The 12,580-nt window shown below is 70.5% G+C and carries 10 protein-coding genes; 1 reads left to right on the top strand and 9 read right to left on the bottom strand.

Annotation, left to right across the window (positions count from 1 at the left end; translation table 11 throughout):
* Positions 1-23: 23 nt before the first annotated feature.
* The 8 genes from IMZ11_RS36940 to IMZ11_RS36975 form a co-directional block, all read right to left on the bottom strand.
* A complete protein-coding gene (locus tag IMZ11_RS36940; RefSeq protein ID WP_228647231.1) occupies positions 24-1,139 on the bottom strand; it encodes an NAD(P)-dependent alcohol dehydrogenase in 1,116 nt (371 codons plus the stop codon).
* Positions 1,136-2,497: an amidase gene (locus IMZ11_RS36945; protein ID WP_228647233.1), complete on the bottom strand. Its 1,362-nt coding sequence runs from the start codon at positions 2,495-2,497 to the stop codon at positions 1,136-1,138. The genes IMZ11_RS36940 and IMZ11_RS36945 overlap by 4 nt, the downstream gene beginning before the upstream one ends.
* Positions 2,481-3,521, bottom strand: coding sequence for a branched-chain amino acid ABC transporter permease (locus tag IMZ11_RS36950; protein ID WP_228647235.1), 1,041 nt, complete (start codon positions 3,519-3,521; stop codon positions 2,481-2,483). The genes IMZ11_RS36945 and IMZ11_RS36950 overlap by 17 nt, the downstream gene beginning before the upstream one ends.
* Positions 3,518-4,384, bottom strand: coding sequence for a branched-chain amino acid ABC transporter permease (locus IMZ11_RS36955; protein WP_061261417.1), 867 nt, complete (start codon positions 4,382-4,384; stop codon positions 3,518-3,520). Before IMZ11_RS36955 ends, IMZ11_RS36950 begins: the two co-directional genes overlap by 4 nt.
* Positions 4,381-5,124 carry an ABC transporter ATP-binding protein gene (locus IMZ11_RS36960; RefSeq protein ID WP_228647237.1) on the bottom strand — a complete coding sequence of 248 codons (744 nt, stop codon included), beginning with the start codon at positions 5,122-5,124 and terminating at the stop codon, positions 4,381-4,383. Before IMZ11_RS36960 ends, IMZ11_RS36955 begins: the two co-directional genes overlap by 4 nt.
* Entirely contained in the window at positions 5,121-6,047 is a 927-nt protein-coding gene (locus tag IMZ11_RS36965; RefSeq protein WP_228647239.1) for an ABC transporter ATP-binding protein, read from the bottom strand. Before IMZ11_RS36965 ends, IMZ11_RS36960 begins: the two co-directional genes overlap by 4 nt.
* Entirely contained in the window at positions 6,047-7,354 is a 1,308-nt protein-coding gene (locus tag IMZ11_RS36970; RefSeq protein WP_228647241.1) for an ABC transporter substrate-binding protein, read from the bottom strand. The genes IMZ11_RS36965 and IMZ11_RS36970 overlap by 1 nt, the downstream gene beginning before the upstream one ends.
* A 275-nt stretch (positions 7,355-7,629) precedes the next feature.
* Positions 7,630-8,469 carry an IclR family transcriptional regulator gene (locus IMZ11_RS36975; RefSeq protein WP_228647243.1) on the bottom strand — a complete coding sequence of 280 codons (840 nt, stop codon included), beginning with the start codon at positions 8,467-8,469 and terminating at the stop codon, positions 7,630-7,632.
* 166 nt (positions 8,470-8,635) lie between these two features.
* Here IMZ11_RS36975 and IMZ11_RS36980 point away from each other — a divergent pair, with 166 nt between their 5' ends.
* Positions 8,636-10,126 (top strand): aldehyde dehydrogenase family protein, encoded by a 1,491-nt coding sequence (locus IMZ11_RS36980; protein WP_228647245.1) that lies wholly within the window; start codon positions 8,636-8,638, stop codon positions 10,124-10,126.
* 36 nt (positions 10,127-10,162) lie between these two features.
* On the opposite strand, the gene IMZ11_RS36985 is transcribed toward IMZ11_RS36980, so the two are convergent.
* A complete protein-coding gene (locus IMZ11_RS36985) occupies positions 10,163-12,238 on the bottom strand; it encodes a glycosyl hydrolase family 28-related protein (RefSeq protein ID WP_228647247.1) in 2,076 nt (691 codons plus the stop codon).
* Positions 12,239-12,580 lie beyond the last annotated feature (342 nt).

Raw genomic sequence — 12,580 nt, forward strand, 5'->3', positions numbered from 1 at the left:
GCGGGCGTCCTTTCCTCTAGTCTTCAGTGGCTCATGCGCAGAACGGGTTTCAGCACGTCGCCTCGGTAGCTGGCCGCGAGCGCCTCGTCGATGTCGGCCAGGTCGTAGAACCGGACCAGCCGGTCGAACGGGAACCGTCCCTGCCGGTGCAGCTCGACGAGGGTGCCGATGAGCGTCTCGCTGCGTCCGCTGCCGCCGAGCGTGCCGATCACCCGCCGGCCCCACAGCGTCGACAGGTGGTCGAGGCTGAACTCCGCGCCCGCCGGTGCTCCGCCGATGAGCACGCAGGTTCCGAGCATCCCGACGCTGTCGGCCGCCTGGCGCACGACGGGGATGACGCCGGTGCACTCCAGCGAGTAGTCGGCCGGGCCGTCGCAGATCCGGTGCACCTCGGCCACCGGATCGGCCTCGTCGGCGTTGACGATGTGGGTGGCGCCGAACTCCTCCGCCAGGGCGAGCCGGGCCGGGTGCCGGTCGACGGCGATGATCCTCGTGGCCGGGGAGAGCCGGGCGGCCATCACCGCGGCCAGGCCGACCGCGCCGACGCCGTACACCACGAGACTCGATCCGGGCCGGGGCTTGAGCGTGTTCAGCACCGCCCCGGCCCCGGTGGAGATGCCGCAGGCGAGCGGGCCGAGCAGCTCCAGAGGCGCGTCCTGGGGGACCACGACCAGCGCCTCGGCCCAGGTGAGGGCGTACGTCGAGAACGAGGACTGGCCGAAGAAGTGGCTGTGCACCGGTGACCCGTCGGGCCGGCGCAGCGCGGTCTCTCCGGCACGCGGGCCGAGCAGCCGCCCGCCCCCGCAGAGCGCCTCACCGAGGCGGGCGCAGTAACGCGGCTCCCCGTCCCGGCAGTTGCGGCAGGTGCCGCACGACGGCCAGCCGATGACCACGTGGTCACCGGGTCGTACGGCGGTGACCCCGTCGCCCACCGCCACCACCTCCCCCGCGCCCTCGTGGCCCAGCACGCCGGGGAACGGCATCGGCAGGTCCCCGTGCCGCGTGATCGCGTCGGTGTGGCAGATCCCCGAGGCGACGATCTTCACCAGGGCCTCGCCCGGTCCTGGCCCGTCGAGGTCGAGCTCCTCGATGTGGAACGGGCCGTCGAGCTCGTCGACGACCGCGGCGGTCACCCTCATCGGGTTCCTCCTTCGTGGATCGGGGGCCGCGGCAGCGGCGGGGTCAGCCGCTCGACCAGGCGGGCGGCGTCGAGGACGACGTCGTCGCGCATGGCGGCGCCGGCGAGCTGCAGGCCGACCGGCAGACCGCCGGCCAGCGCCACCGGCACCGAGACCGCGGGCAGCCCCGCGGCGTTGAACGGCGAGGTGAGCCGGGTCAGCACCAGCTCGACGGGCCACTCCCGTCCGTCGACGGTGAGGGTCATCGCGCCGATGGCGGGCGCCGTCACCGGCACCGTGGCGCCGGCCAGGACGTCGTACGAGGCGAGCGCCCGGTGCAGTGCGGCCACGAGGCGGCGGACCGCGGCCTCGTGCCGCTCGACCTCCTCGTCGCCGGGCGGAGCCATCCGCATCAGCTCGGCGATGTCCGGCCCGAACCCGGCGGGGTCCCGCTCGAACGCGGACCGGTGGAAGGCACCGGCCTCGCCGAGGATCCTGGCGAGCACGGCCTGCGGCATCAGCTCCTCGCCGGGGATGACGACGTCCTCCACGCGCACCCCGTGGTCCTCGATCCGGGCCCGGGTGACCGCGAGCGCCTCGCGCACCTCCGGGGCGAGCACCGCGTCGTACCAGCCGCCGAGCCAGCCGACCCGCAGGACCGCGGGCGGGTCGGCCGGCGCCGGCGCGGCGATCCCGGTCATCAGCAGCGCGGCGTCGTCCACGGTGCGGGCCAGGACGCCGAGGTGGTCCAGCGACGGGGCGAGGGGCAGCACCCCGTCGAGCGGGACGCGGCCGCGGCTCGGCTTGAACCCGACGCAGCCGCTGAGCGCGGCCGGGATGCGCACGCTGCCGGCCGTGTCCGACCCGAGCGCCCCCAGAGAGCTGCCGGCGACGACGGAGGCCGCCGATCCGCCGGAGGAGCCGCCGGGGATGCGGCCCCGGCGGTACGGGTTGTGGGTGGGGCCGAAGAACGCGCTGTCCGTGCGCCCTCCCCACGCCAGCTCGTGCGTGGTGTGCTTGCCGAGGACCACGACCCCCGCGTCCCGCAGCCGGGTCACCGCGCTCGCGTCCCGCGCAGGCACGTGGCCGGTGAACCTGGGCGACCCGTAGCCGGTGCGTACGCCCGCCGTGTCGATCAGATCCTTGATCCCGACGGGGATGCCGTGCAGCGGGCCGCGCCGCAGGCCGCGGGCCAACTCGTCGGCGAGACCGGCCGCCTGGGCGCGGGCCTCGTCGGCCGTCACTGTGGCGTACGCGTGGAGGTGCGGCTCGGTGGTCTCGATCGTGGCCAGCATCCGCTCGGCCAGATCGACGGGGGACAGCTCACCGGCGGCGATGGCGGCCGCGGCGGCCGCGGCCGTCTCAACGTGAGGCGGCATCGGCACCACGCTCCCGGACGAAGTAGCCGACGGGGAACAGACTCAGTCCGGTCCGATCGCGCACCAGGCCCCAGAGCCCGCGCGGGAGCCAGAGCGCGGCGGCGATGCCGACGGCGCCCAGGAGCACCAGGTACCACGAGCCGTAGTCGGCCAGCAGCTGCTGCAACGCGAAGAAGATCACCGCACCGAGCAGCGGACCCTCGATGTAGCCGATGCCGCCGATCACGACGATGAAGATCATGTACGCCGACCACTGCACGCTGAAGATGGCGTCCGGGTTGACGCTGAGCGAACTCACCGTGATCACCCCGCCGGCCGCGCCGCAGCCGGCGGCGGACACGAGGTAGACCATGCGCTTGGCCCGCCGTACGTCGATTCCGACGGAACTCGCGGCCGTCTCCTCGTCGCGCACCGCCATGAGCGCGAGACCGAGCCGCCCGCGCAGCAGCAGGTAGCACCCGGCGATCGTCGCCAGCGCGAGCGCGAGCGCGATCCAGTAGGTCAGCGCCCCCCGGAAGGTCTGGTCGATGCCGGAGAGCCCGGCCAGGCCCTTGCCGCTGGCGCCGCCGAGACTGTCGACGCGTACGACCAGGAGCCGGTAGACCTCGGCGATCACCCAGGTCCCGACGGCGAAGTAGTCGCCGCGCAGCCGGAAGGCCAGCCACGAGGTGGGCAGCGCGAAGATCACGCAGGTGACCGCGGCGAGCGGGACCGCGAGGAACGGCGAGACACCCTGGTCGGCCAGGGCGATGACGCTGTAGGCGCCGATGCCGATGTACGCCTGCTGGCCCACCGAGACCAGGCCGCCGAACCCGGCGAGCAGGTTCCACATGCTCGCCAGCGCGATCAGCACGAAGAGGTTGACCATCGTGTCGGTGACGTTGCTGAACACCAGGAACGGAAGCGCCATGAGGACCACGACGGCGACCAGCATGACGACGGCCGACGGCTTCGAGGACCGGGCCGAGCGGCTCACGTTCACGGCCGCCGCCGCGCGTGAGATCAGCGTCTGGGAGATCGTCATACGGTCCGTCCTGCGATCAGGCCCTGCGGCCGGAAGGCCAGCACGGCGAGGAAGACGAGGTGTCCGGCGAGCAGGGTCAGCGCGGGGTCGATCTGCGCGCCCACCGACTGCGTGACGCCGAGGACCATGCCGCCGAGCAGCGTCCCCCACGGGGACCCGAGCCCGCCGATGACGACCGCCTCGAAGGCGAAGATCAGCCGCGACGGGCCGATCGACGGGTCGAACGACGAGCGCATCCCGAACATCAGGCCGGCGAGGGCCACGGTCGCGAACGCGATGGCGGTCGCGATGCCGTAGATGTGACGGCTGTCGGCGCCCACCAGGTTCGCGGTCTCGCGATCGTCGGAGGACGCGCGCAGCATCCGCCCGAGGCCGGTACGCGACAGGAACATCTGGATGCCGACCAGGACGACGACGGCCAGCAGGAACGTCGTCAGCGAGAGGTAGCCGACGGAGATCGAGCCGGTGAGCTCGAACGAGCCCGTGGCGAACGAGCCGCCGTCCAAGGTGCGCGTGTCGGCGGAGAAGATCTCCAGCAGCACGTTCTGCAGCACGATGGAGAGGCCGAACGTGACGAGCAGCGTGGCCAGCGGCCCCGAGGACAGGCTGCGTTGCAGCAGCACCCGCTGGGTCAGGTAGCCGAGCACCGCGAAAAGCGGGACGGTCACCACCAGCACGATCCACAGAGGCAGCCCCGTTCCGCTGATCAGGGCCAGAGCCAGGAACGACGCGACCACCGCGAGGTCGCCGTGCCCGAGGTTGACGATCCGCATGACGCCGAACATCAGCGACAGACCGGTCGCGAACAGCGCGTAGAGGCCGCCGAGCATCAGCCCTTGGATGACGGCGTTGAGCCAGTTCATGTCAGTTGTCCCTCTCCTGCCTGCCCGGCCGGGAGCGCCGCTCCGATACCGAAGTACGCGTGCTCCACCTGCTCGGCGGTCAGGTCCGCGGGCCGTCCTTCGAGTACGGACCGGCCTTCCAGCAGGCAGTGCACCCGATCCGCCACCCGCATGGCCTGCGAGACGTCCTGTTCGACGATCAGTGCGGTGGTGCCGGTGCCGACGATGTCCGGGAGCACCTCGTAGATACGGCGCACGATCACCGGCGCGAGGCCCAGGGACAGCTCGTCGATGAGCAGCAGGTCGGGGTTGGACAGCAGCGCCCTGCCGATCGCCACCGCCTGCTGCTCGCCGCCGGACAGCTGCGAGGCGTTCTGCCTGCGCCGGTCGGCCATCCACGGGAACAGTTCGTGCACGCGGGCGACCGTCCAGGGGCCGGGCCGCTTCCGGTAGGTGCCGGTCAGCAGGTTCTCCTCGACCGTGAGGGACCGGAACAGCCTCCGGCCCTCCGGCACCAGGGCGACTCCTTCGGACACCCGCTTGTGGGCGGGGAGGCGGGTGATGTCGCGACCGCCGAGGTGAACGGTCCCCGAGGTCGGGGGGTTCAGCCCAGCCAGGGCGCGCAACAGCGTGGACTTGCCCGCGCCGTTGGCCCCGATGATCGCGAGGACCTCGCCCTTCTCGACCTCCAGGCTGAGACCGTCCACCGCGCGGAGCTGCCCATGGTGCACGGTGAGGTCACGGATGGAGAGCAGCGTCATGACGTCGTCTCCTCATCGGCCCTGTCATCGGCCGTGCCATCAGCCCTGTCATCGGCCGTGCCATCGGCTCTGCCATCGGCTCTGCCATCGGCTCTGCCATCGGCTCTGCCATCGGCTCTGTCATCGGCTCTGTCATCGGCCGTGCCATCAGCCCTGTCATCCGCCATGCCGTCGGCCATGTCATCGGCCATGTCGGCCTCAGGACCGCCGCCCAGGTAGAGCTCGCGCACCTTCGGGTCGGCGAGCACCCGCATCGGCTCGTCATCCGCGATCACGTCGCCACCGGCGAGGCAGACCATCCGTCCGACGGTCTTGACCAGCGCATGTACGACATGCTCGATCCACACGATGGCGAGGCCTTCGGCGTGCAGGTGTTTCACGACCTCGACGAGTTCGAGCACCTCCGGCTCGGTCAGCCCGCCCGCGACCTCGTCCAGCAGAAGGAGCCGGGGGCCCGTGCCCAGGGCGCGGGCCACCTCGAGGCGCTTGCGCTGAAGCAGCGCGAGCCGCCCCGCGGGGGTGTTGGCGAGGTCGGCCAGGCCGGTGCGGTCGAGCACCCCCATGGTGTGTGCCCATGCCTCCTTGCCCTTGAGCGCGGCTCCCTGGTAGCCGCACACCAGCACGTTCTCGAACACGGTCAGGTGCTCGAAGGGCCGGGGCACCTGGTAGGTACGGCCGATGCCGGCGCGTGTCCGGGCGTGGGGCGGGACGTCGGTGACCTCCCGCCCCTCGAACCACACCGCACCGCTGTCCGGGCGGAGGTCACCGGAGATCATCGCGAACAGGCTGGACTTGCCGGCTCCGTTCGGGCCCACGATCCCGAGCGCCTCACCCGGCCGGACCGAGAGCGTGAGGTCCCTGGCGACGGTCACCTTGCCGAAGCTCTTGGTGATGTCGTCGAGGCGCAGCAGTGGCTCGCCCATCAGGCGTGGGTGGGCAGGAGGTCGCCGCCGATCGGGACGGCCTTGTTGTGCGTGTTGTCCACGATCACCACGTCCCAGGGGAACTTCTCGCCCTTGCGCCACTGGCCGCCGACCGGGTGCTGGATCGCGATGCCGGGCTCCGGTCCCGCGGTGAAGTCCAGGTTGCCGCTCATGCAGTTGATCTTCATGGAGCGCAGCTTGGAGGCGACCTCGTCACGGTCCTTGGGGTCACCGGCCTCCTTGAACGCCTGGATCGCGATCTCGAACAGCGAGTACACCGAGCCGAGGGCCTGGGTCCACTGCTTGCCCGTGGACGCGGCGAAGTCGTCGGCGAGCTGCTTGGCGGTCTTCCCGTCCAGGACGGACGTGTAGGGGTGCGCCGGGCTCCACCAGAAGTCGGTGGCGATGTTGTCGGCCAGCGAGCCGAGCGCCTCGGCCTCCGACGGGAACAGCATGACCTTCGCGACGGTGGCCAGCTTGGGCTTGAAGCCCTGCTGCTGCGCCTGCTTCCAGAAGGTCTGGAAGTCCGGAGGGATCGGGGTGCAGGTGAACAGCTCGGCGCCCGACTCCTTGAACTTCGTGATCTGGGCGGTGAAGTCGGTCGCGCCGTCCTGGTAGGCGCCGCCGTCGATCGGGCGGTAGCCGGACTTCTCCATCATCGGGCCGAGGCCCTGGCGGAACGCGTTGGCGTCGGTGTCGTTGGGCCACAGAGCCGCGACGTTCTTGTTGGAGACGTCCATGCGCTCCCACATCGGGAAGAAGCAGTCGGCGAACTCCTGCATGCCGAAGAAGAACAGCGTCGTGTACGTGAAGCCCTCACCCGACTTGCCGCCCCGGCCGTGGAACCACGCCTCCCACGGGGCGATCGTGGTGACGTTGGGGATCTTGTTGGCCTCGCACTGGTCGGCGACGGGGTTGGTGGTGTCGGGCGTGGAAGACCCGACGATCAAGTCCACCTTGTCGCTGTTGATGAGCTGCCGGGTGACCTCGGTGGCGCGGTTCGGGTTGGACTGCGTGTCCTTGACGACGATCTCGATCCTGCGCTTCTTGCCGCCGGCGGTGAAGCCGTTCTTGATCGCCTCCTGGATCTGCTTGACCACGAAGTTGTCGGCGGTGGCGAAGCCGGCCAGCGGACCGGTCTGGGGGCTGACGTAGCCGATCTTGAGTACGTCGGACGACGAGGTGCCCGTCCCCTTCAGCCCACCGCAGGCGCTCAGCAGGGAGGTGCCGCCGACGGCGGCGGCGCCGAGACCGATCGTGCTGAGGAAGGAACGGCGGTCCATGCCGCCCATGGAAGCGTCGCTCACGCAGACTCCTTGTGTCGACGGTGTCCATGGGCGTGCTTCGCGCGCCTTCGGAACACCGGGGTTGCTCAGGGGATGGGTAAGTCGTCCGAGATCGCTCGGCCACCTCGTGGCCGGGAACGGCACCGGACCCTCGGTGCCGGGAAGTGGACCTGACCGTACGGGCCCGTTAACACGGGAGCAACAGGGTGTTCCAGAAGTTCGAACGCGATTTACTTTCTTCGAACGCGGCCAGGGAGTGGGCCGTGCGCGGCAGGGCTTGATCTGTCAGCCGCGACCTACGGCAGCGGCCGGTATCCGAGGCGCCTCGAGATCTCGGCGGCCGTCCGCCGGAGGCCCGGTTCGAGACGTCCCGCCAGCGCCTCGATGGAGGTCGGCGCGACGGTCAGATGGACGGCGACGTTGACCGCCGCGACGACCTCGCCCGAACGGTCCCGCACCGGCGCCGCGAACGACCGCAGACCCGGGGCGAGCTCCTCGTCGTTGGCCGCGACACCGCTTTGGCGCACCTTGGCGAGGGCCGTCATCAGCTGCTCGCGGTTCGTGATCGTCTTGGGTCCCCGGCGTGCCATGTCGGTGCGGTCGAGGATCTGGCGGAGCGTCGCCGGGTCCTTGTACGCCAGCAGTACCTTGCCCATGGACGTGCAGTAGGCGGGCAGCCGGGAACCGACGTGCAGGTTGAGGTCCATGGCGAGGGAACTGCGCCGGCCGCTGCGCCTCCTGTCCACGTAGACGACGTCCGGCCCGTCGCACAGTCCCATGCTGACCGTGAACCCCGTGTCGTCGGCTAGGGCCTGGAGCAAGGGGGCGGCGACCCGCGTGAGATCCATGGAGTCGATCGCCGCGAACCCGAGATCGACCACCCGGGGGCCGAGGAAGTACTTCTTGGTGTCCGGATCCTGTTGGATGTACTCCAGCGTGGTCAGGGTGGCGACGTACCGGTACGTCGTGCTCTTGTTGAGCCCGACGGCCCGCGCCAGATCGGCGATCCCCAGCACGGAGCGGTTCCCGCTGAAGGCGGACAGGATGCGCAGGCCGCGCTCCAGGGATACGGAGAAGGAAGCGGAGGTCTCGGTCGTCGCGCGACCGCGGGGGTGGGGCGTCTTGTCAACGGTCACGAACGTCAGAATACGGGCATACCGTTTTAACTACTCGAACGGTGCATTGACCGCCGGTCCGATCGTGTGAACGCTTCTCGACTGGACGGCGCCACGGCCTTCCCCCGGGGCTGCCCCTGGCCGGCGCAACCGTACAAACCACTGCAAGCGAGGAGAAACGAGCTATATGCCCCGAGTGGAGCGCATCGGGAGTGCCTGGCAGAAGAGGCACATCGGACACTTCATCGGCGGCGACTGGGTGGCCTCCGACTCCGGCCGCTCGTACCAGAACCGCTCCCCCTGGTCCGGCGAGGTGCTCAGCGAGGTCGCCGCCGGCGACGGCGAGGACACGCAACGGGCGATCACCGCGGCTCACCTGGCGTTCGGCGGCTGGGCCGGCGCGCCGCCCTGGCGGCGGCAACAGATCTTCCTGCGCGCGGCCGACATCCTCGAAGGCCGCCGCACCGAGGTTCTCGGCGCCCTCGCCGCGGAGACCGGGTGCGGTCGCCACTTCGGCGACGTCCAGATCGGCTTCGCGCTGAAGCTGCTCCGTCAGGCCGCCCAGCTGGCCTACCAGCCGACCGGGCACCTGCTGCCGTCGGACGTCGAGGGTACCCAGGCGATGGCCGTCCGCCGTCCGGTGGGCGTGGTCGCGGCGATAGCGCCGTGGAACGCCTCCCTCACCCTGTCCGGCCGGGCCGTCGTCGGGCCACTCGCCCTGGGGAACACGGTCGTGCTGAAACCCTCGGAGGAATCCCCCTACACGGGCGGCGCCCTCTGGGCGGAGATCCTCCAGGAGGCCGGCCTGCCCCCGGGAACGTTCAACGTCGTCACCCACGCGCCGGGCGAGGCCGGCGTCGTGGGCGACACGATGCTCGCGAGCCCCCTCGTCAAGCGGATCAACTTCACCGGGTCGACGCCGACGGGACGGCGTCTCGCCGAGAAGGCCGGGAGGCACCTGAAGCGCGTCGTGCTCCAGCTCAGCGGCCAGAACCCGCTCATCGTCGTGCGCGACGCCGACGTCGAGTACGCCGTGAACGCCGCGGCCTATGGCGCCTTCATGCATCAGGGGCAGGTGTGCATGTGCGCGAGACGCGTGTATGTCGAACGTCCGCTGGCCGAGGAGTTCAACGCGCGGTTCGCCGCGAAGGTGGCGAACCTGCCGACCGGCGACCCGTCGGACCCGGCGACCGTCGTCGGTCCGGTGATCAACGAATGGGCCCTGGCTCTCCTGGATCGCCGCGTCAAGGAGGCCGTCGAGCTCGGCGCCCGCGTTCTGGCCGGTGGCGTCCCCGCGCCACCGTGCTACCCGGCCACCGTGCTCACCGACGTCCCCGACGAGGCCGAGATCGCGCAGGGCGAGACCTTCGGCCCGGTCGTGATCGTGGAGGCCGTGGACTCGGCCGAGGAGGCGGTCACCCGCGCGAACGCGTCGGACCTCGGCCTGGCCGCCTCGATCATCACGGGCGACGCCCATCGCGGACTGCGGCTGGCGTCGGGGCTGGACGCCGGCATCGTCCACGTGAACGACCAACCCGTCAACGACGAGCCGCACATGCCGTTCGGCGGTGTCAAGGACAGCGGCTGGGGGCGGTTCGGGCTCGGCTTCGCCGCCGAGGAGTTCTGCGAACTCCAGTGGGTCACCGTACGCGACCAGGACCGCACGTTCCCCTTCTGACGCGACGGCCCGGCCGGTACGTGCCCTGGCGGAGTCTCACCAGGGGGACGGGGCAGGCGGCGCGACGACCGGCGGACGGTCGTCGCAGGTGATGGTGTTCGGCAGGACCCACGGGGCGAGCCAGGGCCCGGTGGTGCCGCCGCCGTCGTTCCCGCCGAGGTCCGTCAGCGAGAACTCCGAACCGGTGGGCGGGAAGTTGAACGACCCGCAGTTGTTGACGCCGACCGCGCCGACGTTGCGCGCGTCCACGTTCTCGAAGGAAGCGCCCCCCTTCACGCGCGCGCTGACCACCGAGGTGCCCGTGCCGTCGACCCTGATGTCCTTGAAGTGGACATTCGTGATCGAGTACAGGTCCTTCACCGGCCAGTCGCTGACCAGCATGATCGCGTTGTGGGTGTTGTCGAGGAAGTGGTCCCCGACCACCTGGATGTCCGCGTCGATGTTCTTCTCGAGCGCGTAGAACCAGATGGCTCCCAGGCCGATGTTCCAGTTCAGCTCGTAGGTGCCGGCGCGGACCGTGGTGTTGTTCGCGATCCGCAGGTGTCCGGTGAACGCCTTCGCTCCGAAGCGGGACCCGACGTGGATGGCGCTGCCCTCACGGATCGGGTCGGCGACGAGGTTGTTCGAGACGGTGTTGTCCGTACCGCCGTAGATGGCGATGCCGTTCGCGAGCACCGGCGTCTGCACCGTGTTGTGGTCGAACGTGTTGCCGGCGTCGGCGGTCTTCTCGGACCACATGGCGAGGCCGTCGTCACCCGAGTTGCGGATGAAGTTGTTCGAGACGACCGAGTTCGTGACGCCGGTGTGGAAGTTGAGGCCGTCGGCGATCTGGTCGACGATGACGTTGTTCGTGATCCGCAGGTTCGTCATCGGCCCGTCGAACCACATGCCCACCTTGGTGTGCCGGATGTGCAGGCCGTCGATGGTCGAGTCGCTCATCGCCCCGCCGATTCCGTTCACCTGGTCGGTGTCGACGCGCTCGCGGACGTCGCCCTCGATCGCGAAGCCGGACAGGTGGACGTTCCTGCTGCCCCCGGCTGAGGCGTCCTTGCCGTAGAAGCCGACGCCGGTGTGCACGGAGCCGTCGGGAGCGGGGGTGCCGAGCGTGACCTCGCGGCCCCTGACGATCGTGTACCAGTTGCCGGCGCCCTCGATCGTCACGTCGTCGACGACGATGTGGCGGTTCGCCTGGTAGGTGCCCGGCGGGATGTAGACCCTGAGGTGCTGACGCTTCGCGAAGGCGATCGCCTTGTCGAAGGCGTCGGCGGAGTCGCGCCGGCCGAGCGGGTCGGCGCCGAACGCCAGCACGTTCGCCGCGACGACCCTGACGTGGGGCGGGCCGACGAGCTCCGAGTCGAGCAGGTCGATGACCGTCCAGGCGGCGTTGCTCCCGGCGGGCACCGTGAGCCGCACCTGGTCACCCGCGCGGTACGTCCTGCCGAGCAGGAGGCGCTGCTCGTCGTAGAAGTGGTTCGGGCGGAACGGCTTCGTGATCGCCGGGGCGGGGGTCGTGGCCGCCGGCACGCAGGAGCACTCGGTGATCCACCAGTCGGGGTGCAGCAGATCGGCGTTCGGGTCGTTCGTGAACGGATACTGGTTGTACAGCCACGCGTACCGCGACGTGAGGGTCATGGTGGACCGGCTCCTGCCGTTCACCGTGACGTCGAGCGGCGCGGTGATGCCGCCCCCGCCCGGTGCGTCCGGGACGCTGTACCGCACGGTGATCGCGTTGGCCGCCTTCGGCAGCGTGAACTCGACGTACTGTCCCGGTGCCAGCGTGACCGCCTTGCGGCCGGACGCCTCCGCGGCCGGCGTGTACGCGGTACGGTCCGGGCCGATGATCGTGCCGTTCGTCGTGGCGTCCTCCGCCTCCTGCTCGACGAAGCCGACATCGGCGCCCCGGCCCGTGACGAGCGACGGGTCGATCGCGGCGCGGGTCACCACGGGAGGCGAAGCGCCGGCCGCGCCCTTGTCGGCGAGGGCCGTACCGCCGAGCGCGACGCCGAGACCGACGGCGATCGCGGTCACCGTCGCGACCGCCACCGCGGCCCTGCGCGACGGCCCGCCGGACCATCTCGCTGAAGCCGAACCTCCTGTGATGCTCCGTGACATCGAATGCTCGTTTCTGTGGGGGGTGAACACCTGAAAACGCGCTCAGGGCGGAGCGGACGCCCTGAGGGTGAGGTGACAGTAAGTCCCCCGCACTACGCCCCACAAGGTTTTGTGAAGGAGTTACGTAGACGTGCCGTTCGCTTGCGGTTGGAGTACGGATTCTTGCGGCCACTTCCGTAAGCCGCCGCAAAAGTTCGCAACGCACGACCGGCCACGACGCGAACCGGACACGGAGCGCCGACTCGGCCACACCCTGTCGGACACCGCCACGACCATCCGGACGGTGTCCGCTCACGCCGGTGTCAGGAGAGGAGGCCCGCTCCCCGCCCCCGGATCTCCCCC

It is taken from the genome of Microtetraspora sp. AC03309, from assembly GCF_020826795.1.
GTDB lineage: Bacteria > Actinomycetota > Actinomycetes > Streptosporangiales > Streptosporangiaceae > Microtetraspora > Microtetraspora glauca.

Bases quoted from the DNA above. Each gene is read 5' to 3' on its own strand.
- IMZ11_RS36965 (WP_228647239.1), bottom strand. From the start codon at position 6,047: ATGGGCGAGCCACTGCTGCGCCTCGACGACATCACCAAGAGCTTCGGC.
- IMZ11_RS36980 (WP_228647245.1), top strand. From the start codon at position 8,636: ATGCCCCGAGTGGAGCGCATCGGGAGTGCCTGGCAGAAGAGGCACATC.
- IMZ11_RS36955 (WP_061261417.1), bottom strand. From the start codon at position 4,384: ATGAACTGGCTCAACGCCGTCATCCAAGGGCTGATGCTCGGCGGCCTC.
- IMZ11_RS36960 (WP_228647237.1), bottom strand. From the start codon at position 5,124: ATGACGCTGCTCTCCATCCGTGACCTCACCGTGCACCATGGGCAGCTC.
- IMZ11_RS36940 (WP_228647231.1), bottom strand. From the start codon at position 1,139: ATGAGGGTGACCGCCGCGGTCGTCGACGAGCTCGACGGCCCGTTCCAC.
- IMZ11_RS36985 (WP_228647247.1), bottom strand. From the start codon at position 12,238: ATGTCACGGAGCATCACAGGAGGTTCGGCTTCAGCGAGATGGTCCGGC.
- IMZ11_RS36950 (WP_228647235.1), bottom strand. From the start codon at position 3,521: ATGACGATCTCCCAGACGCTGATCTCACGCGCGGCGGCGGCCGTGAAC.
- IMZ11_RS36945 (WP_228647233.1), bottom strand. From the start codon at position 2,497: ATGCCGCCTCACGTTGAGACGGCCGCGGCCGCCGCGGCCGCCATCGCC.